We start from the raw sequence: 19,159 nt of genomic DNA, 5'->3' as shown, positions 1-19,159 counted from the left end.
TCCCTCAAGGGAGAGGGCTGCGCAGACTTGGCAGCTTGCTGCCTAGTCGTAGCTGGGTGAGGGGGTTGCGATCCCGGGGATCGCGCGGGCCACAGGCCCGCCCCCTTCATCCAACTCCGCCCAGACTCCTTACGTCGCCCAGGCTCCTTACGTCGCCCAAGCTCCTTACGTCGCCCCCGGCTCAATCCTTCCGCTGCGGCACCGTGAACGTCCCCGACACGCGCCCGCCCGAGCCGCTCCCGGAAACCCCCGGACCGCCGCCCCCGGCAGCCCGCCCGTCCACGGTCGAGCGCCCGCTGGTCAGGTCGATCACCAGCCGCCCCCCGGTCAGCCGGTTCGACCCCTGCGTCAGCGACACATTGCCCAGCATGGTGATCAGCCTGCTGTTGAGGTCGTAGATCGCGACATTGCCCTTCGCCGTCTGGTCCGCCTTGCGCACCACGACATTGCCCGACGCATCGATCCGGTCGATCTCCACGCCGCCCGGCCCGGTCCCGCCCCCCGGCTGGTTCCGGTAAGCCACCGTCATCCGCGCCGCATTCAGCGTCATGCCCGCCTGCGTCACCTCGACATTGCCCGACACCACGACGCGGTCGGCGCGGTCCTGCACCTCGATCCGGTCGGCGGTGAAGTTGACCGGCGCATTGCTGTCATGATTCTTCAGCACCTGCGCGTCCGCCCCCGCATAAAGGAGGCCCGCCGCGCCCAACGCGCCCAGCGACAGCAAAAGAAGGGGCTTTCTCATCACCTTTGCCCTTTGAGACCATTTTGTTCGATACGCAAGCTCGCCCGCCCGTTCAGCGTCACCGTCCGCGCGCTCAGGTCAGCCTCCAGATGATCGCCGCTGAACGTCCCGATGGGTATCCGCCCGTCGACCCGCCCCGCGCTCTGCATCCGCCGCGTCTTGAGGTCCACGCCCACGTCCCGCGTGGTCATCCGGTATCCGCCCTCCGACTGGAACTGCACCGGCCCGTCGATCGCGACCCGCTCCGTATCCATGTCGTACCGCCCCTTCTGCGCCCGCAGCAGCGCCTGCCCGTCGGACAGCAGGATCCGCGCCGACATGTCGTTAAGGTCGACGATCGGCTCGCGCGAACTCTTCTGCACGGCAGAACCCGCCCGCAGGGAAAAGGGCTGCCCCTTGCTGTCCTCCCCGCGATAGAGCGCCTCGGTCACGCGCATCCGCTCCTTCGCCACCTCGACCTTGTTCTTGTCGAGCACGAAGCTCACCTTGTCCCCCCCGGTGAAGGGCGCCGTCGCCAGCAACGCCGCCAGCACGCCCACCGACACCGGCAACCAGTTCTTGAGCAGCCCGACCAGCCGGTCGTGGCTCCCCCCCGGCCGCGCCCAGTGACGGCGCACATTGCGTTGCTGATCGGCCTGTATCGACATGGGTTCAGCCCTCACATATGCGCGAAGATGTCGATCTCCGGCCAACCCGCCAGGTCCAGCTCCGCCCGGTGCGGCAGGAAATCGAAACAGGCCTGCGCCAGTTCCATCCGCCCCTCGCGCACCAGCCGCTTGTCCAGCTCCGCCTTCAACGCATGCAGGTACCGGACGTCCGACGCCGCATAATCCTTCTGCGCGTCGGACAGCACGGGCGCGCCCCAGTCGCTCGACTGCTGCTGCTTGCTGATCTCCTGCCCCAGCAGCTCGCGCACCAGTTCTTTAAGGCCATGCCGGTCGGTATAGGTCCGCACCAGCCGCGACGCGATCTTGGTGCAATAGACGGGCGCCGCCACCACGCCCAGATAATGGCGGATCGCCGCAATGTCGAAACGCCCGAAATGATAGAGCTTCAGCCGCTCCGGATCGGCCAGCGCCGCGCGCAGGTTCGGCGCGGCATAATCGCTGCCGGGGTTGAAGCGGACCAGATGCTCGTCCCCCCCGCCGTCGCTGATCTGCACGACGCACAGGCGGTCGCGGGGCGTGATCAGCCCCATGGTTTCGGTGTCGACGGCGATCGGGCCGGGGGCAAGGACGCCCTCGGGCAAATCCTCTTCATGGAAATGGACGGTCATGATTCCCCTCTATGGCCAAAGCCGCCGGTTCGCAATCGCCCCTTGGCGACCGGGAACGAAAGGCGACCGGGGCGGTCGCAAAGCCGCCATTTTCAGGCCTTTTACCCGCCTCAAAAATCATTCGCCTGTCCCGGAAAAGTTGATATAGTGATTCCCAAACCGCGCGTGAGCGGTGGATTCTGCATGTCATTCGCCCGACATGCTTGTCTGGTTTAGTCTGGGGCGAAGCGAAAGTGACCAACAGGGCATGAGTTTTGATAGAGGTCGCCGCGGCGGGCGCGGCAAGGACAAGCGCGACAGTTTCGGCGACGACAGTTTCTATGAAGGCGGCCGTGGCGGCTTCGGCGGTGGGTTCGACCGCGGCGGTTTCGGTGGTGATCGTGGTGGCTTCGGCGGCGGCGACCGCTTCGGTGGCGGCGGCGGTGGTGGCTTCGGCGGCGACCGTGGCGGTTTCGGCGGCGGCGGCGGTGGCGGCGGCTTTGGCGGTGGTCGCGGCGGCGGCGGCGGCGGTTTCGGCGGCGGTGGCCGCGGCATGCCCGCGCAGGTCGTCGGTGAAGGCACCGGCGTGGTCAAATTCTTCAACGGGCAGAAGGGCTTCGGCTTCATCGTCCGCGACGATGGCGGCGAAGACGTGTTCGTCCACATCAGCGCCGTCGAGCAGGCGGGCCTGACGGGCCTCGCCGAAGGCCAGCCGCTCGGCTTCACCCTGGTGGATCGCGGCGGCAAGGTGTCGGCCACCGATCTCAAGATCGAGGGCGAACCGCTCCCCGTCACCGAACGCGCCCCCCGCGAACCCCGCGCCGGCGGCTTCGGCGATCGTCCGGGCGGCGGCGACCGCGGCCCGCAGCGCCAGCTCACCGGCGAACGCGCCAGCGGCACGGTCAAGTTCTTCAACGCCATGAAGGGCTTCGGCTTCATCCAGCGCGACGACGGCCAGCCCGACGCATTCGTGCACATCAGCGCCGTAGAACGCGCCGGCATGAGCGCCCTCAATGAAGGCGACCGCCTCGACTTCGAACTGGAAGTAGACCGCCGCGGCAAATATGCGGCCGTCAACCTTCAGACGAAGGCCGACTAAAGAACAGCCTGCCCGCTTTAGGGAGAGGATAAAAGGGGTCGCCTGCCCGGCGGCCCCTTTTTTGTTTCATGCTAGGTTTGATAGGCAGCTTTGCGCCTAATCCGGTCATTCAGCGTTTCGAGATGCACCCTCTATCAGCAGCGTCCCGAGTGTTTGCTCGCGGCGCAAAATGGCCCCTCCAGAGGACGATATCTACTGTCGCTCTTGCCCCATCCTAAATAGTAGCTTTAATTGCAGTATGTATCTGAAACAGGCAGTCATCGAGAACAGTGGTCCGCTCCGGCGGATCGACCTAGATCTTGCGTTCAGCAGCGAGGGCGCCCCGAGACCTATTGTGCTCGTTGGAGCCAATGGTGGCGGAAAGACGAATATCTTGTCTCTCATCACTGATGCGCTCTTTGAGGCCGCTGCTGTGCACTATGAGAACGTGCTTCCTGCCAGAGGTGCTGGCCGAGCTTGGTTCAGGGTGGTCGGCGGTCGAACGACCACAGTGGGCACACTTGGCGGATTCACGCTTTTGCGGTTCGAGCATGGCGGTGAAAGCCTTATTTACAAAGAGAAGGCTGGCACCGTCGATCCAGTTCAAGCGAGGGAAAGGGTGTCCGCTGATCTCGCTGGGGCTGTCAACTGGCCGACGGAAGGCTCAGTGAAGGAGTTTCCTGTCGGGGACGAAGTATCACGCCGCATCTTTGGGGACGGGGTTTATGCCTACTTCCCGTCCAGCCGGTCCGAAATACCGTACTGGCTCAACAGGGAATCGTTGCCGGAGACTGAGTTCGATGTGTTTGCCGCATTCGCTAAACGTTTGCGGAAACCTATTTTCGTTGAGCGGAGCCTTGACCAAATAAAGCAATGGCTGATTTCCGTTATCCTTGAATCCAGAGCGCACATCGGTTTGGCAGTCGGCCCGGAACAAGCCTTGCAGCTTCAAGTCAGGGGCGACGTGAACGCAACACTGATGTCGGAATTGGTACTCGCCCAATGCAACTTGGTTCTACGTCGCGTACTTGACGACGAAGATGTCAGATTTGTTTGGTTGGGGAGAAAGTCGCCCGATAAGCTCGCAGTCGCGCGAGGAGATGAGCTTTTCCTGCCCAACCTCGATGCCCTTTCGGGAGGACAGTCGATTCTGTTGGGTCTTTTTGGCACGCTTCTGCGGTATGGGGATCAATCAAGCAGTGGTCATGCGCTCGATCTCGCGTCGATTGAAGGAATCTGCATTGTCGATGAGATCGACTCGCACATACATGTCGATCTTCAACATCGAATTTTACCCTCGCTGATTAAGCTATTTCCTCGCGTTCAATTCATAATTTCAAGCCATTCACCGTTGTTCGTGCTGGGAATGGAGAAGGAGTTCGGTACCGACGGTTTCCAGCTCGTCGAAATGCCCGGCGGGCATTCCGTCACTGCTGAAACCTACTCTGAGTTTGGCAAAGCGATGCAGGCTCTGACGGCGACCGAAGCATTCAATGAGAAGCTGCTTTCAGAGACAGCACAGACAGGCCTTCCGATCATATTCGTCGAAGGGGAAACCGACACACCTTACATTCGTCGCGCTGCTCAATTGCTCGGTCGCAATGAACTGCTTGAACGCTGTGATGTTCAGTGGATCGGCGCTAAGGACGAAAGCGGTCAAGGGTTTCATACCGGCAAGGCGGCACTTGACCATACCCTCGCGGTGCTTCGCGCAAATCCTAAGCTCTCGAATAGACCGATCCTTCTTTTATACGATAACGATGTGAATAAGGCCGATGCGGACCATGGCATTGTTTCAGTAATAAGCATGCCGACGAATGACGGAAACTCGAAAGTGCGGGCAGGAATCGAAAATCTCCTGGCGGAAGCATCCATTACCGAGGCTGATTATGAGGCGATTGAAAGCCGGAAGCCGAATGGGGATGTTCTCACTCGAAAAACTCTTCGCAAGGCTGAACTATGCCAGAGGATGTGCGAGCATGGGACGGGCGACGACTTTGTAGCGTTCGGTCCCGCACTCGACAAAATCGAGGCGTATCTCAACAAGGTAGCGCCGCAAGCGGGTGATGAAGTAGGGCCAGCACCGGCAGAGGCTTAACTTGCGGTAGACTCCGAACACCGATTTTTGCGTCCATGCTGGGGAAGCTGCCTTTCCGGTTCCGGCCAAAATCCCCTCAAACCCGCCGAAACGGAAACGGCGCCACCGTCCGCTCATAGCCATGCAGATCCAGCGCCCGCGTCACCGGCGGCAAAGCGCGATCCGGACACCCCCGCCGCTCGCACAGATGGCAGGTCGGCCCCACCCCGGTCGCCGCGCCCTTCTCCAGATCGATCCCGTCGGCATGCACGATCCGCGCCCCATGCTTCGCCTCGCAGCCCAGCGCGATCACCGACCGCCCCCGCGCGCCGCCCTCCTTGGGCAACCCCACCGTCAGGCTGACGAAGCGCCGCCCGTCCACCGTCTCGATCAGTTGCGTATGCACCGCATCCGGCGCCTGCCCCTCATGCGCGTCCCAGCGCGGGCAGGTGCCCCCCAGCCGCGCAAAGGGCCACGCCTCCCCGTCGAAGCGCTTCGACACGATGCCCGCCCGGTCCACCTTCGCCATGAAGAAGGGCACGCCCCGCGCCCCCGTCCGCCCCAGGCTGGTCAGCCGATGCGCCAATTGCTCCATCGACACGCCGAAGCGCGCCCGCAGCAGCGGCAGGTCGTGCCGGCTCTGCTCCGCCGCCTTGGCGAAACGGTCATAGGGCATGATCAGCGCCGCCGCCGCATAGTTGGTGAGCGCGATTCCGGCGAGGCGGCGGCTGTCCTCGTCCGGCGGCCCCGCCCGCGTCACCTGCCCGCTTATGGCGTCCGCCAGTTCCTGCGCGCAAAGCTGATAGGCCACCGCGAACAGCCGCCCCGAAGAGGCCAGCCGCTCGCTCAGCAACAGCCGCCGCCGGTGCATGTCATAATGGCGCAGCGTTCCCGCCAGTACATCCTCCCGCACGATCTGCACGGCCATGCCATGCCGCTCCTTCAGCCGCGCCCGGATGCCCGCCTGCAAGGCCGATGGATCGTCGCCCAGTTCCCCCGCCAGCGACTCCGCCGCCGCATCCAGCTCCGCGAAATGATTGCCCGCCCGCGCGATCGTCTCGCGCAGCCAGTCGAGCGGCGCATGCAGCGGCGCCACGCTCCCCGGCGCCCCCGCCAGTCCGGACGCCACCTGCTCCGGCAGGCGCCGCAAATCGCTGAGCGCCCGGTAAAATCGCCTGATCGCCTCGCTCACCCCCGGATAATTTTCCGCGACCTCCAGCACTTCGTCGCGGGCGATGCCGATGTCGCGCACCAGCGCGTCGGACAATATCTCCCCCAGCGCGCTGGCGGCCCCTTCCTGCGTGCTGGCGACGAAATCGCGAATGTCGATGTCATAGACATTGGCCAGCCGCAGCAGCATCTGCGCCGTCAATGGCCGCTGATTGCGCTCCAGATGGTTGAGGTAACTGGGCGACACCCCCAGTTCCTCCGCCATCCGCGTCTGGTTCAGCCCCAGCTCCCGCCGCAAAACCCGCAGCTTCGGCCCCAGATAGAGTTTCCGATCATCCGCCATACTGTCACTATGTCAAAAAATGACAATATGAACAAGTCACCGCATGACACCGCTTCACTAATCGGCCTTCATTGACCGACTCGTTCATGGTTTGATGCGTCATCCCAACGGAAAGGAAGACCCATGGAAACGACCGAAGCACCCCAGCCCGCCCGCTCCCGCGCGGTTTTCTCCCAGGAGGATTTCGGCCTGATCCGAACCGCCATCGCCCATTATCTGCGCGAGGTTCAGGACAAGCCGGAATCTGTCAAATACGCCAATCTCTACCACCGCCTCGGCCGGGTGAGCTGAGCGTTTCAGGGTTCAGGAGAGGGAAGGGCGCGGCGGAAAAACCGACCGCGCCCTTTTCCCGTCAGAACAGCCGCGTCAGCCCGTAAAAGGCCGCGCCGATCACCGCCGCCGCCGGCAGCGTCACCACCCAGGCGACGATGATGCTCGACGCCACGTTCCACCGCACCGCCGACAGCCGCCGCGAAGCCCCGACGCCCACGATCGCGCCGGTAATGGTGTGGGTCGTCGACACCGGCACGCCCAGATGCGTCGCCAGGAACAGCGTCAGCGCCCCGCCGGTCTCCGCGCAAAATCCCTGTCCGGGCGTCAGCCGCGTGATCTTCGACCCCATGGTGTGGACGATCTTCCACCCGCCCAGCAGCGTCCCAAGGCCCATCGCCGCCTGACAGCTCAGCACCACCCAGAAGGGCACATGGAACCCGCCCGTCAGCATGCCCTGCGAATAGAGCAGCACCGCGATGATCCCCATCGTCTTCTGCGCATCATTGCCGCCATGCCCCAGCGAATAGAGCGACGCCGACACAAGCTGCATCTTGCGGAACACCCGGTCCGCCCCCTGCGGCGTGAAGCGCCGGAAAATCCAGCTCACGACCAGCACCAGCAGCAATGCCAGCACCAGCCCGATGGCGGGCGACAGCACGATGGCGGCGCTGGTCTTGAACACCCCGCTCCACACCACCGCGGAAAGTCCCGCCTTGGCCGTCCCCGCGCCCAGCAACCCGCCGATCAGCGCATGGCTGCTGGAGGAGGGGATGCCCAGCCCCCATGTGATGAGGTTCCAGGCGATGGCCCCCATCAGCGCGCCGAAAATCACCGCCGGATCGATGATGCTGGCGTCGACAATGCCCTTGCCCACGGTCTCCGCCACATGCAGCCCGAAGAAGAGGAAGGCGATGAAGTTGAAGAACGCCGCCCAGGCGACCGCATATTGCGGCTTCAACACCCGCGTCGACACGATGGTCGCGATCGAATTGGCGGCGTCGTGCAGCCCGTTCAGGAAATCGAACAGCAGCGCGACCCCGATCAGCGCGATCAGCAGCGGAAAGGCGATATGGGCTTCCATCTATCTGCTCTGGCCGGATCAGGCGTGGTCGATGACCAGGCCGGAAATCTCGTTGGCGACATCCTCGAACCGGTCCGTCACCTTCTCCAGATGGCTGTAGATTTCGTTGCCGACGACGAAATCCATCGGATTGCCCTGCCGCGCCTGATTGTAGAGCGCTTTCAGCCCCGCCTCATGCAGGATGTCGGCATGCCCCTCCAGCTTCACCAGCCGTTCGGTCAGGTCATGCAGCCGCGCCGAATTCAGGTTCAGCGACCGCAGCAGCGGCATCGCCTCCGCCGTGATCCGCGCGCATTCGACGATCAGGGCGCTCATGTCCTGCATCTGCGACGGAAATTCCTTCACCTCGAACAGCGCGATGGCTTTCGCCGTCTGGTTCATCTGGTCGATGGCGTCGTCCATCACCCCGATCAGCCCCGTAATGGCGCTGCGGTCGAACGGCGTCACGAAGATGCGGCGCACATCCTGCAGCACTTCGCGGATGATGTCGTCCGCCTCATGCTCCCGGTCCGAAATCTCCTTGATGTGGGCGTCGATGTCCGGCCCGCCCTTCAGCAGCTTGGCGAGCGCATCGGCGCCGGCGACCAAAGTCGCGGCATGATCCTCGAACTGCTCGAAAAAGCGCCCTTGCTTGGGCATCAGCGCGTGAAACCAGCGCAGCATTCCAGTCCTTTCGCTTTGCCATTCCTTGACCCGCAGCAACGTCCGCACGAACAGGCCCGGGTCCCGGGGCGGTTCGCGGAAAGCGGCGATGATGGATTGCAGATCGGGTTCGTCGACAGCCTTTGCAGCTTCGGCAACGGGGAACCAACGCAGTTCCCGCTGCCCTTGTTCGGGCCATTGCGACAACTGGCCCGTCACCGCAAGCGGGAAAACCTCGACCGTCGCCTCTTTCGTGTCGCCCCGCCGCCGTTTCTTGTCATAGCGATAGCGGCCGAGCGGCGCGGGGCAGGCAATGCCGTGAATGCCCGCCTCTTCATAAGCCTCCAGCTCTGCGGCGCGGTGGCCGGCCATGCCCTTGATGCGATTGCCCTTGGGAATCACCCAGCGCCGCGTATCGCGAGAGGTGATCAGCAGGATACGCATCGACCCGTCGGGGCCGGTCGAATAGGGAAGGGCGGCGATCTGACGCATTCAGCCGCCCTTATACGCCCGCCGGCGCATCCGATCGAGTTTCGCCCACCCCTGGTCCATCCGCGCCTTGTAACGAAATCGTCACATTGCGCAATCAACCAGGTTATCAGATCGACAGGCGGGCCGTCAGGCGGATGTCCCGTCCCGCCAGGGGGGCGTAATCCTTCAGGAAACTGGCCGCCCGCCGCGCCTCCACATCGAAGATGTTGTTGGCGGAAAGGGTGATGGTGGTCCGGTCATTGCCCTTGAGCGGCTTGAAGGAGAGCGAGGCGTTGACCAGCGTGAAACCGTCGGTCGGCGTTTCGGTGTCCGCGATGCGGTTCTGGGCGAAGCTGCGCTCGACCTCGCCCCGCAGGCTCAGCCGGTCGCCCTGCAATTCCACGCCGCCCAGCAGGCGAAGCGGGGGTATGCGCGGCGCCGGACCCGATCCGACGATGGTGGCGCGCACATAGTCGGCCACGCCATCCAGGTTGAGGGCATAGCCGCCGATCTGCCCCAGCTTCACCGTGCCTTCCGCCTCAAAGCCGAGATAGCGAGCATTCGCCTGCAGATTCTGGTAGCAGGGGAAATCCAGCGGTTCTCCGCCATTGGCGGCCATGCAGACGCTGTCGTCGGCCAGCGTATCGTAGATATAGCCGTCGAACCAGTTGTGATAGGCGGAAAGCGAGAGGGTATAGCCATTGCCCTGGCCGCGCAGCGTGCCTTCGATGCCCCAGCTCTTTTCCAGCCCGAAATCGGGATTGCCGAGTTCAAAGGCCTGCGTTCCCGCATGGTTGCCGCGGGCGAACAGCTCCTCGGCCGAAGGAGCGCGCTCCGTGCGGGACAGGTTCAACCCGACCCGCCAGCCCGGAGCGAGTTCCTGGCTGATCCCCAGCGAACCGGAAAGTGCATTGAAGCTGCGATGATAGGCGGGATTGAGCAGCGTCTCGTCCGCATCGGCCCCGACCCGCGTATGTTCATAACGCCCGCCCAGCTCGACCCGGGTGGTGCCGAGGTCGAAGGATTGCAGCGTGAAGAAGCCCAGTTGCTCCGTCTCGTTGCGCGGCAGGAATTTTTCTTCCCCCACCACGTGGAAGTTGCGTGCAAAGAACTGCGCGCCGATCGCGCCGTCCCAGCCGCCGCGCCTGGCCTGAACCAGTTCCAGCCGGGATTCGATCGACTGGTTGTAGAATGTCGTGCCGACCTCGCCCGTCTCCTCTATCTCCTGATGCTGATAATCGGCGAAGCCCGCGCGCAGGCGGATCGATTCCAGGAAGCCGCCATTGACGGGCAGTTCGGCGCGCAGGTCGGCCCGATCCTGCTTCATGTGCAGCCGCACCTTTTCCGCTTCGCCATCGGGATCGAGCGAATAGCGGACCGGCACGCCGTAGAAATTGTCGGTATGCGCCACCGAAAAGCCCAGATTGCCGCCATCGGTGATGAGCGCCGCGCCGCCCGCCACCTCCCATGTCCGCGCCGCGCTGTTGGGCAACTTGTCGCGCAGGGTGGCAAGGTCGCGGATTTCCGGATCGCTGCTGGCGTTCGCCTGGGCCCGCAGGGCGGGGGTCAGGATATAGCTGCCGGTGTCCAGATCGCCGCTCTTGGAATAGCTGCCGTCGAAATGGACAACGAACTTGTCACCGATGGGGGCCTCGATCTCGCCCGACCCAGTGCGTTCATTGGCTGCGCTGCCATAGGTGGCGATGCCGTCGACGTGGATCGGTTCGTCCGGCACGCGGCGGGGGATGCGGCTGTCGATCACATTGACCACGCCGCCAATGGCGGAGGAGCCGTAGAGCAGCGCCGCAGGGCCGCGCAGCACCTCGATCCGGTCGGCGGTGAGGGGATTGATCGCCACGGCATGGTCGACGGAGGTGTTCGACACGTCGAAGCTGCCGATGCCGTCGGTCAGGATGCGCACGCGCTCGCCCTGGAAGCCGCGCAGCACGGGGCGGGAAGCATTGGGGCCGAAGGAGGTTGCCGAGACGCCGGGCTGGTGCGCCAGAGTGTCGCCGATGGTGGGGCGCAGCGCCCGGGTGAGTTCTTCGCCGGATACGACCGACGTTCCTGAAAGAATATCGCCCTGCCGGCGTGGAATGATGGCGGTGACGACGATGTCCGCTCGTTGATCATGATAGGCTTGGGGCGCCGCGTCGGCGGGTGCGTCCTGAGCGAAGACGGGAAGGGCGGCAGACAATGCGGAAAAGGCGCAACCGGCACGCAACAGTGCGGAACGATACATTCGGTTCGTCATCCTTGAATGGGAGGAGATGTGCTCTCCTATCTGAAATGATATAGCATATCAATACTGCTCGGCGCGGGATCGATCGCTTGCCCGCGAAATCGGCTCAGCCAGTCGCAGCGGACGATCAGAGAAAGAGGAATTCCGCCAGTGCGGCAACCGCAGCCGGGCTTTCCGGGCGGAGAGCCTGCCGCACTTCGATGGCCGGGAGCGGACGTTCGAGCGCGACCCGCCTGATCCCGGTCATCCGGCCCAGGTCGCGGGCGAGGGGGCCGAAGGCGGCGAAGCAGCCCGCCCCTTCGCGCAATATGGTCATGATGTCGAACAGATTGTCGGTTTCCAGCACCGGATCGCCCAGCCGGACGCCGCCGCGCAGCAGCGCCTCGTCGATGATCCGCCGCAGGCCGTTGCGCGGCTCCATCGCCAATGTCGGCATGGCGGCAAGCTCTCCGGTCGCAACGCTGTCGCGGCGGGCGAGCGGATGCTCCGCGCCCGCATAGAGGTTGATCTGCTCCGACCAGCCATAGCGGGAGGATGGCTCATTCGTCTCGCCCAACGCATAGAAATAGGCGATGTCGGCCTTTCCCCGGCGGAGCGCCCAGGCAGCTTCGTCGGCCAGGTGGATCGTCAGGTCAAGCGTGATGGCGATGTCGTCATTCGCGGCCTCGAACGCGGCCAGCGCTTCCTGGAAATGGCCGAAGACCGGGGCGGGCGCGGCCAGGACGATGCTTTGCCGCGATGGCGCCGATTCCGACGGAGGGGTGGCGGGGATCATGCCGTCCGCCTGATCGACCCCCCAGTTTTCCGGCTGATCCTGCGACAACAGGGTCATGGCCTCCGCCGTTTTCCGGCCCGCAGCGGTCAGGCGCGGGGCGCCGGCAAGATCGTCGAAGAGGCGGTAGCCCAGACGCAGCTCCAGCGAGGCCAGATCGCGCGCGACATCATCGGGCGTGATCCCCAGATCGCTGGCGCAGCGCGAGAGGCTGCCCGATGCCACCATCTGCGCGAATATATCCAACTGGCGCAGGGAAGGCGTGGCCATGGCCCCTGATAGTGCAAATATCGCGCGGGGTTAAGGCCGATATTGGGTGAATATCGCTTTGGCATATTGACGAAGGCCGCCCAAAGATGGCAGGGCGCTCAGCCTGACGGGCGGGTATAGCTCAATGGTAGAGCACTAGCCTTCCAAGCTTGTGATGCGGGTTCGATCCCCGCTACCCGCTCCATCCCCTCATGGAGGCCCGTCCACGCCCATGGGCGACATCGTCAATCTACGACAGGCGCGCAAGGCGAAGGCTCGGGCGGATAAGGAACGCCAGGCGCAGGGCAATCGCGTCAAATTCGGCCGCACCAAGGCGGAACGTCTGGCGCAGTCAGCGGAAGAAGAACGGAACAGGCGGCTGATCGAAGGCGCGCGCCGTGACAATAGGGATGATAGTCCCAAATAATAGATCGCTGATTCTGAACCACAGGCAAGAATATAAAGTCTAAAACATCATCCATCAAAATGAACGAATGTTCATATTGGCCCTGTTCTGATCATTTCGTCGGCCCTTTGGCTCGATTGATCGGGAATAGCCTTCAGGCTTTGCGCTGAATCGTGAGGCTCGCGGGTTTGATCATGGCTATGACTGGAAACATTCGCTCACTTCGCCCCGCCAGGGCCGCGATTGCCGCTGTTCTGGCTTTCAGTTCGCCTCCGCTGCTCGCGCAGACCATCGTGCCGCCGAGCCAGCCGGTGATTGTCAATCCAGCCGCGGAACCGGAGCAACCGCCAGCTTCGTCCGCTCCGGCATTTGCGCCCGCGCAGCCTGTGGTTCAATCGACGCCTTCGGTCGAACAGCGGCTGGATGCCGCCATCGCGGCATCGCAGGCGGAGGAGAAGGCGCAGACTGCGGTAGCGGCTCCGGTGGAGCGGCGCGCACCAAGGCCAGCGACCCGAACGGCAGCGCGGACCGAGCCTGTCGCGTCCCCGCAACGCGCTACGGCCCCGGTACAAAGCGAAGCGCCTGTCCCGGCGCCTGTACAGGCGGCCGCTCCGCCAGCAGCCGCCGCTCCTGTCAGGCCGGCGCCGGTTCCTCCGTCGCAAGCCGGGATCGATCCCGCGCTGCTTTGGGCGCTGGGCGGCGGCTCGCTGCTGATGGCGGGCCTCGCGGGCGCTGCCCTGTTGCGCAGGCGCAAGCGTCGTGAGGAGCAGTGGGAAGGCGAGGAGCATTGGGAGGGCGAGGTGATCCAGCCCATGCCTGCGGAACCTGCTCCCGCCATGCCGCTGATGACGCCGCCGCCCGCGATTGCTCCTGCGCGGAGCGAGGAGGAAAGCAGCTTGGAAGCGATGGTGGCTGCGCCGCCCAGCCCGGAAAACCCGTTCCGAACCCACGCCAAGCGCATGACCCGCGCAAAATTCCTCCTCGCGCAGCGGCAGAAGCAGGCGGCGACCCCGGCGGCGGAGGAAACCATGGCAGCGCCGCCAGTATCAGCCAGGCCCGCGCCTGCGGCCACGCAGACGGTCTATCGTTTCGGTTCCGACCGGCGCCGCGACAGCGTCTTCAAGCCGCGGACGAGCTGAGCCCGATTCGATTCCTTGAGGGAAGGGGATGCCGGTTCCGATCGGCATCCCCTTCGTCATGCGATAGTTCCGCCGTTGCGGTTGCGTTGGATCGCCCGGCCTGATACCGGCCCGCCGGTAATTGCATGGCCGCCCAGGCCCGCTTCAAGGAAAGTTGCCCATGTCCGACCAGATCAACCGCATCGTTCTTGCCTTCTCAGGTGGGCTGGATACCAGCGTGATCCTGAAATGGCTGCAACAGACCTACCAGTGCGAGGTGGTGACCTTCACCGCCGATCTGGGACAGGGCGAGGAACTGGAGCCCGCCCGCGCCAAGGCGCGTCTGATGGGCGTCAAGGAAGAGCATATCTTCATCGATGACCTGCGCGAGGAATTCGTGAAGGACTATGTCTTCCCGATGATGCGCTCCAACGCGCTTTATGAAGGACTTTACCTGCTCGGCACGTCCATCGCCCGGCCGCTGATCGCCAAGCGGCAGATCGAGATCGCGAAGCAGGTCGGGGCGGATGCCGTCAGCCACGGCGCGACCGGCAAGGGCAATGACCAGGTGCGCTTCGAACTTGGCTATTACGGTCTCGCGCCTGACATCAAGGTGATCGCGCCCTGGCGCGAATGGGACCTCACCAGCCGCACCAGGCTGATCGAATTCGCTGAGAAGCACCAGATTCCGATCCCCCGCGACAAGCGCGGCGAAAGCCCATTCTCGACGGACGCGAACATGCTGCACACCTCTTCGGAGGGCAAGGTGCTGGAAGATCCGTGGGAAGAAACCCCGGACTATGTCTATTCGCGCACGGTGAATCCGGAGGATGCGCCCGACGCGCCCGAATATATCACCATCGATTTCGAGCGCGGCGACGGCGTGGCGATCAATGGCGTCGGCATGTCGCCCGCGACCTTGCTGGAAACGCTCAACGACTATGGCCGCAAGCATGGCATCGGCCGCCTCGATCTGGTCGAGAACCGGTTCGTCGGCATGAAGTCGCGCGGCATGTATGAGACGCCGGGCGGCACCATCTACCACCTCGCCCATCGCGGGATCGAGCAACTGACGCTCGACCGGGGGGCCGCGCACCTGAAGGATGAACTGGCGCCGCGCTATGCCGAACTCATCTATAACGGCTTCTGGTTCTCGCCCGAGCGCGAGATGCTGCAGGCGGCGATCGACTTCAGCCAGGAGAAGGTGACCGGCACGGTTCGCCTGAAGCTCTACAAGGGCGGCGTCTATGTCGTCGGCCGCAAGTCGCCCTATTCGCTCTACAGCGAGAAGGTCGTGACCTTCGAGGACGATGCGGGCGCCTATGACCAGCGCGACGCGGCGGGCTTCATCAAGCTGAACGCGCTTCGCCTGCGTCTGCTGGGACGCCGCGATCGTTGAATTTGATTGTCATCCCCGCGAAGGAGGTTTGGAACCGAAGCCAAGCCTCCGCCCGATACAAATTGCGACATTTTATCGGGTGACGTGACAAAATTGCGGGACAAAACTCCCCGATAAGCATCTGCAAGGACGGCAGCGCGCCGTTCGTGACAGACGCTTTGAAGGAAGATTTCCATGATCCGCAAATTCATGACCACGGTGGCGCTGGGCTCGCTGTTCGTCGGCGGGCTCGCTGCTTCGCACCTTGCTTTCGCTCAGGACGACAGCGCCGGACCGCGCGGCGGCGGCATGCTGATGATGGCCGACGCCAACAAGGACGGCGCCGTCACAAAGGTGGAACTGACCGCCGCCCTCGAAGCCCGCTTCGCCAGGCTGGACGCCAACAAGGACGGCAAGCTCGACCAGGCGGATCGCGAAGTCCTCCGTCAGCAGCGGCTCGATGAACGCTTCGCCGCGCTGGACACCGACAGGAATGGTCAGATCAGCAAGGCGGAATTTGCCGCCGGGCATCGGGGCCGGGACGGCATGCACGACCGCATGGGCAAGCCCGGCGGGCCGGACGGCCATGGCTGGGGCCATCGCGGTTGGGGAAAGCATGGTGGCGGACAATATGGTGGGGCACAGGGCATGCGCGGCGGTCCGGGCGATGAAATGAAGAAGGACGGCACCGTCACCAAGGCCGAATTCATGGCCCGCCCGCTCGCCATGTTCGACAAGGCCGACGCCAATCATGACGGCAAGGTGACCGCCGATGAGATGAAGGCGGCGCGGCAGGCCTTCCGCGACGGGTGGCGCGACCGCAAGGGGCCGCCGCCCGCCAATTGAGGGCAGGGGTGAAGGCGTCGATTGCGCGCCTTCGCCCTTCCCACCCGCATCCAGCCATGACAAGAACCGGACCATGAGCGAACGACCCCATCTGCTGCTCGTCGACGACGAGCGCTCGATCCGCGAGCCGCTGGCGCAATATCTCGGCCGCAACGGCTTTCGCGTGACGGCCGTCGAAAATGCGTCGGAAGCGCGGATGCGCCTTAACGCCAACGCCATCGACCTAGTGATCCTGGACATCATGATGCCGGGCGAGGACGGGTTGTCGCTCTGCCGCCACATCCGTGAGACCAGCGAGATTCCGGTGATCCTGCTGACCGCGAAATCGGAGGAGACGGACCGTATCGTCGGGCTGGAAATGGGCGCGGACGATTATGTGCTGAAGCCCTTTTCCCCGCGCGAGCTGGTCGCCCGCATCAAGGTGATCTTCCGCCGCGTCGCGACCGGCGGGCAGCGGGTCACGGCCCCCGATGGCGCAACCTATGCCTTCGCCAACTGGCTGCTCAAGACGCAGGAACGCACGCTGGTCGACGGCGAGGGGGTGGCGTTGCCCCTTTCCACGGCGGAATATAATCTGATGCTGGCCTTCGCCACCCGGCCCAATCAGGTGTTGAGCCGCGACCAGTTGCTGGACATCACCCAGGGGCGGGAGGCCAATGCCTTCGACCGGGCGATCGACAACCAGATCAGCCGCCTGCGCAAGAAGATAGAACCGGACCCGAAGAACCCGACCCTCATCAAGACGGTCTGGGGCGGCGGCTACACCCTGTCCGCGGACGTGCGGAAGCTGTGAGGCGGCTGCGCCTCTGGCCGCAGAGCGTCGTCGGCCAGATCATCATCCTCGTCGCGCTGGCGCTGTTCGTGGCGCAGGCGATCAATTTCACCCTGTTGCTGCGCGAGCGCCAACGGATCGAGCTGACCGCGCAGACCGCGCCGGGCGTCTATCGCATCGTCGACGCGCTCGACAACCGGCCGGACCGGCGCGGCGGCGACGAGGCGGATCGGCGGGGAAGGGTGCGCTTCCTGGATGCTGCCCCGCCCTTGCCGGGGCAAGCCCGGCCGGACGTCGAGCGCCGCGCGAGGGCGATGTTCGACGATGTCGGCCTTTCGGTCCGCTCCATCCGTGCGGCCGAACAGCCGCAGCTGCTGCCGCTGCGGCGCTGGGACAATTTCCGCATGCGCGCGGCCGGCGGCAGGCATGATCATGTGCATATGACGCGTCTGGCGATGGCGGTCGAATATCAGCCGGGCAAATGGGCGCTGACGCAGACGCGCATCGGGGACCGGCCGCCGCGCTTCGGCGGATGGCTGGTGGGGCAGACGCTGATCCTCTACGCGATCGTGCTGCTGCCGCTGCTCTGGGTCGGGCGCAGGCTGGCGCGGCCATTGAAGCAGTTGACCCTTTCGGCGGAGCAGTTCGCCCGCACCGGATCGGCCGACCCGGTAGAGGAAAGCGGCCCCGGCGACGTGCGGCAGCTCACCATAGCCTTCAACGCGATGCGCAGCCGCATCTTTGCGATGTTGAACGAGAAGGACCGGATGCTGGGCGCCATCGGCCATGACCTGCGCACGCCCCTGGCCTCGCTGCGCGTGCGCGCCGAATCGGTGGAGGACGAGGGCGAGCGCGCCCGCATGTCCGAGACGATCGACGAGATGAACCGGATGCTGGAGGATATTCTCTCGCTCGCCCGCGCGGGTCGCAGCAGCGAAGCCCGGCAGAAGGTCGATATGTCGGCGCTGGCGGACGCCGTGGTCGAGGATTTTCTGGAACTCGGATCTCCGGTCGATCTGGCCGACAGCGATCGCGCGGTCGCCAATGTGCGCCCGCAACAGATTCGCCGCGCGCTGCGCAACCTGATCGAGAATGCCATCGTCTATGGCGAGCGGGCTCATGTCTCGGTCGAAAGAGGGGATGGCACCATCCGGCTGATCGTGGCGGACGATGGACCCGGCATATCGGAAGACCGGATGGAAGAGATGATGGAGCCCTTCACCCGGCTGGAGGGCTCGCGCAATCGGGACACTGGCGGGGCCGGCCTGGGGCTGGCGCTGGTTCGGGCGATCATGACCGAACATGGCGGCGCGCTGAAGCTCGCCAACCGGGCGCAGGGCGGATTGGAAGCGAGTCTGGTTCTGCCGGCCTGAAAACGGCGATTTTCAGCCGAAGTTCACAGTGTATGCGCGCGCGTGCCCGGGCGCGCGTAGGCGCGTCGCGCAATGCGTCGGACGTTTCAAAGAGGGGTGGGCGATAGGCCGGCCGGCGGACAATAGGACAGGCCGAATTGGGTCATGTCGGGGAAATAGGATATTTTGTCAGGAGCCTGTTGCGCTTGGGTCACATGCTCCTGCGGGGGGCTTGGCGCAAGGTCGGGAGCAGAATGGCTGTAAATTGGCCAATTCGAGACCTTCCTTCTTCCTTGAGAGAGAAGAATAGGAAGTCTTGGCGGCGAAGGAGCCCAGGCTGATTTGGATGAGGGAGGAGCGGGCCTGCGGCCCGCGCGATCCCCTGGATCGCAACCCCCTCACCCAGCTACGACTAAGCAGCAAGCTGCCAAGTCTGCGCAGCCCTCTCCCTCAAGGGAGAGGGATAAAGCGGGTGTCCGCTCTCCACCCTTTTTCGTCTTCCATTTCGGCCTTGGCCCTGGGTCGAGCGCAGAATGACGCAGGCTAGAGGACTTCGCTCACCCGTTCTGGCGGCCGGGCGATCAGCGCGCCCTTGTCCGTGATCACGATGGCGCGTTCGATCAGGATCGGGTGCGCGGCCATCGCGTCGAGGACGGCCTTGTCGTCCGACACGTCCAGGCCGATTTCCTTCGCTATGCCCTCGCCCTTGCGGACGGCTTCCGATGGGCGGACGCCCGCCCTCTTCAGGACCGCCTCGATTTCGGCGCGGCTGGGCGGAGTCTTGAGATATTCGACGACCTCTATGTCGACCCCCGGTGCATTTTCCAGGATCGCGAGCGCCGCGCGCGACTTGGAGCAGCGGGGGTTGTGCCAGATGGTCGCCCTCATG

At 64.3% G+C, this 19,159-nt stretch carries 18 protein-coding genes and 1 tRNA gene; 10 read left to right on the top strand and 9 right to left on the bottom strand.

Translation table 11 applies throughout. The features are described from left to right. Window positions 1–181 precede the first annotated feature (181 nt). The 3 genes from EWH10_RS08030 to EWH10_RS08020 are packed head-to-tail and all read right to left on the bottom strand — an operon-like array spanning window position 182 to window position 2,021. Window positions 182–745: an LptA/OstA family protein gene (locus tag EWH10_RS08030; protein WP_044661370.1), complete on the bottom strand. Its 564-nt coding sequence runs from the start codon at window positions 743–745 to the stop codon at window positions 182–184. Continuing rightward, window positions 745–1,392, bottom strand: coding sequence for an LPS export ABC transporter periplasmic protein LptC (locus tag EWH10_RS08025; protein WP_044661371.1), 648 nt, complete (start codon window positions 1,390–1,392; stop codon window positions 745–747). Before EWH10_RS08025 ends, EWH10_RS08030 begins: the two co-directional genes overlap by 1 nt. An 11-nt stretch (window positions 1,393–1,403) precedes the next feature. Further along, window positions 1,404–2,021: a ribonuclease D gene (locus tag EWH10_RS08020; protein WP_025552208.1), complete on the bottom strand. Its 618-nt coding sequence runs from the start codon at window positions 2,019–2,021 to the stop codon at window positions 1,404–1,406. Between the two features lie 247 nt (window positions 2,022–2,268). Between EWH10_RS08020 and EWH10_RS22105 the strand changes: the two genes are divergently transcribed. Further along, window positions 2,269–3,099 (top strand): cold-shock protein, encoded by an 831-nt coding sequence (locus tag EWH10_RS22105; protein ID WP_065847285.1) that lies wholly within the window; start codon window positions 2,269–2,271, stop codon window positions 3,097–3,099. 373 nt (window positions 3,100–3,472) lie between these two features. Further along, window positions 3,473–5,176 (top strand): AAA family ATPase, encoded by a 1,704-nt coding sequence (locus EWH10_RS08010; RefSeq protein WP_207212578.1) that lies wholly within the window; start codon window positions 3,473–3,475, stop codon window positions 5,174–5,176. A 76-nt stretch (window positions 5,177–5,252) separates the two neighbouring features. Here EWH10_RS08010 and EWH10_RS08005 read toward each other — a convergent pair whose 3' ends face one another. Then, window positions 5,253–6,668, bottom strand: a complete 1,416-nt coding sequence (locus EWH10_RS08005; RefSeq protein WP_044661374.1) for a helix-turn-helix domain-containing protein — start codon at window positions 6,666–6,668, stop codon at window positions 5,253–5,255. A 123-nt stretch (window positions 6,669–6,791) separates the two neighbouring features. Here EWH10_RS08005 and EWH10_RS21715 point away from each other — a divergent pair, with 123 nt between their 5' ends. Next, window positions 6,792–6,959 carry a hypothetical protein gene (locus tag EWH10_RS21715; protein ID WP_007682549.1) on the top strand — a complete coding sequence of 56 codons (168 nt, stop codon included), beginning with the start codon at window positions 6,792–6,794 and terminating at the stop codon, window positions 6,957–6,959. A 61-nt stretch (window positions 6,960–7,020) separates the two neighbouring features. Here EWH10_RS21715 and EWH10_RS08000 read toward each other — a convergent pair whose 3' ends face one another. The 4 genes from EWH10_RS08000 to EWH10_RS07985 all read right to left on the bottom strand — a co-directional run bounded on the left by EWH10_RS08000 (window position 7,021) and on the right by EWH10_RS07985 (window position 12,419). Next, window positions 7,021–8,022, bottom strand: a complete 1,002-nt coding sequence (locus tag EWH10_RS08000) for an inorganic phosphate transporter (RefSeq protein WP_044661375.1) — start codon at window positions 8,020–8,022, stop codon at window positions 7,021–7,023. Window positions 8,023–8,040: 18 nt separating this feature from the next. After that, on the bottom strand, window positions 8,041–9,156 hold the full coding sequence (locus tag EWH10_RS07995; RefSeq protein WP_044661376.1) for a DUF47 family protein: 1,116 nt from the start codon (window positions 9,154–9,156) through the stop codon (window positions 8,041–8,043). A gap of 106 nt (window positions 9,157–9,262) precedes the next feature. Beyond that, on the bottom strand, window positions 9,263–11,377 hold the full coding sequence (locus tag EWH10_RS07990; RefSeq protein WP_044661377.1) for a TonB-dependent receptor domain-containing protein: 2,115 nt from the start codon (window positions 11,375–11,377) through the stop codon (window positions 9,263–9,265). 127 nt (window positions 11,378–11,504) lie between these two features. After that, window positions 11,505–12,419 carry a LysR family transcriptional regulator gene (locus EWH10_RS07985; RefSeq protein ID WP_044661378.1) on the bottom strand — a complete coding sequence of 305 codons (915 nt, stop codon included), beginning with the start codon at window positions 12,417–12,419 and terminating at the stop codon, window positions 11,505–11,507. A 110-nt stretch (window positions 12,420–12,529) separates the two neighbouring features. On the opposite strand from EWH10_RS07985, the gene EWH10_RS07980 reads away from it, so the two are divergent. The 7 genes from EWH10_RS07980 (at window position 12,530) to EWH10_RS07950 (ending at window position 18,291) form a co-directional block, all read left to right on the top strand. Further along, window positions 12,530–12,603: transfer RNA gene (locus EWH10_RS07980), tRNA-Gly, on the top strand. A gap of 27 nt (window positions 12,604–12,630) precedes the next feature. Beyond that, window positions 12,631–12,825: a DUF4169 family protein gene (locus EWH10_RS07975; RefSeq protein WP_044661379.1), complete on the top strand. Its 195-nt coding sequence runs from the start codon at window positions 12,631–12,633 to the stop codon at window positions 12,823–12,825. A 179-nt stretch (window positions 12,826–13,004) separates the two neighbouring features. Continuing rightward, a complete protein-coding gene (locus EWH10_RS07970) occupies window positions 13,005–13,943 on the top strand; it encodes a hypothetical protein (RefSeq protein WP_130029935.1) in 939 nt (312 codons plus the stop codon). Window positions 13,944–14,103: 160 nt separating this feature from the next. Continuing rightward, the gene (locus EWH10_RS07965; RefSeq protein ID WP_025551103.1) at window positions 14,104–15,321 is read left to right on the top strand and encodes an argininosuccinate synthase; all 1,218 of its coding nucleotides are present in this window, start codon (window positions 14,104–14,106) and stop codon (window positions 15,319–15,321) included. 174 nt (window positions 15,322–15,495) lie between these two features. Continuing rightward, the gene (locus tag EWH10_RS07960) at window positions 15,496–16,146 is read left to right on the top strand and encodes an EF-hand domain-containing protein (RefSeq protein WP_044661380.1); all 651 of its coding nucleotides are present in this window, start codon (window positions 15,496–15,498) and stop codon (window positions 16,144–16,146) included. A gap of 73 nt (window positions 16,147–16,219) precedes the next feature. Beyond that, on the top strand, window positions 16,220–16,939 hold the full coding sequence (locus EWH10_RS07955) for a response regulator (RefSeq protein ID WP_025551099.1): 720 nt from the start codon (window positions 16,220–16,222) through the stop codon (window positions 16,937–16,939). Beyond that, window positions 16,936–18,291, top strand: coding sequence for a sensor histidine kinase (locus EWH10_RS07950; protein WP_044661381.1), 1,356 nt, complete (start codon window positions 16,936–16,938; stop codon window positions 18,289–18,291). The genes EWH10_RS07955 and EWH10_RS07950 overlap by 4 nt, the downstream gene beginning before the upstream one ends. Window positions 18,292–18,813: 522 nt before the next feature. On the opposite strand, the gene arsC is transcribed toward EWH10_RS07950, so the two are convergent. Beyond that, window positions 18,814–19,158: an arsenate reductase (glutaredoxin) gene (gene arsC / locus EWH10_RS07945; RefSeq protein ID WP_044661382.1), complete on the bottom strand. Its 345-nt coding sequence runs from the start codon at window positions 19,156–19,158 to the stop codon at window positions 18,814–18,816. Window position 19,159: the final 1 nt, after the last annotated feature.

The sequence above is a fragment of the Sphingobium fuliginis genome (assembly GCF_004152845.1).
Taxonomy (GTDB): Bacteria; Pseudomonadota; Alphaproteobacteria; order Sphingomonadales; family Sphingomonadaceae; genus Sphingobium; species Sphingobium fuliginis.
The sequence above is the reverse complement of the archived record's forward strand: the minus strand, read 5'-3'. Positions and strand labels throughout refer to the sequence as shown.

Coding starts and splice junctions, on each gene's coding strand:
- EWH10_RS08030 (WP_044661370.1), bottom strand. CDS start 745: ATGAGAAAGCCCCTTCTTTTGCTGTCGCTGGGCGCGTTGGGCGCGGCG.
- EWH10_RS08025 (WP_044661371.1), bottom strand. CDS start 1,392: ATGTCGATACAGGCCGATCAGCAACGCAATGTGCGCCGTCACTGGGCG.
- EWH10_RS08020 (WP_025552208.1), bottom strand. CDS start 2,021: ATGACCGTCCATTTCCATGAAGAGGATTTGCCCGAGGGCGTCCTTGCC.
- EWH10_RS22105 (WP_065847285.1), top strand. CDS start 2,269: ATGAGTTTTGATAGAGGTCGCCGCGGCGGGCGCGGCAAGGACAAGCGC.
- EWH10_RS08005 (WP_044661374.1), bottom strand. CDS start 6,668: ATGGCGGATGATCGGAAACTCTATCTGGGGCCGAAGCTGCGGGTTTTG.
- EWH10_RS21715 (WP_007682549.1), top strand. CDS start 6,792: ATGGAAACGACCGAAGCACCCCAGCCCGCCCGCTCCCGCGCGGTTTTC.
- EWH10_RS08000 (WP_044661375.1), bottom strand. CDS start 8,022: ATGGAAGCCCATATCGCCTTTCCGCTGCTGATCGCGCTGATCGGGGTC.
- EWH10_RS07995 (WP_044661376.1), bottom strand. CDS start 9,156: ATGCGTCAGATCGCCGCCCTTCCCTATTCGACCGGCCCCGACGGGTCG.
- EWH10_RS07990 (WP_044661377.1), bottom strand. CDS start 11,377: ATGTATCGTTCCGCACTGTTGCGTGCCGGTTGCGCCTTTTCCGCATTG.
- EWH10_RS07985 (WP_044661378.1), bottom strand. CDS start 12,419: ATGGCCACGCCTTCCCTGCGCCAGTTGGATATATTCGCGCAGATGGTG.
- EWH10_RS07975 (WP_044661379.1), top strand. CDS start 12,631: ATGGGCGACATCGTCAATCTACGACAGGCGCGCAAGGCGAAGGCTCGG.
- EWH10_RS07970 (WP_130029935.1), top strand. CDS start 13,005: ATGACTGGAAACATTCGCTCACTTCGCCCCGCCAGGGCCGCGATTGCC.
- EWH10_RS07965 (WP_025551103.1), top strand. CDS start 14,104: ATGTCCGACCAGATCAACCGCATCGTTCTTGCCTTCTCAGGTGGGCTG.
- EWH10_RS07960 (WP_044661380.1), top strand. CDS start 15,496: ATGATCCGCAAATTCATGACCACGGTGGCGCTGGGCTCGCTGTTCGTC.
- EWH10_RS07955 (WP_025551099.1), top strand. CDS start 16,220: ATGAGCGAACGACCCCATCTGCTGCTCGTCGACGACGAGCGCTCGATC.
- arsC (WP_044661382.1), bottom strand. CDS start 19,158: ATGAGGGCGACCATCTGGCACAACCCCCGCTGCTCCAAGTCGCGCGCG.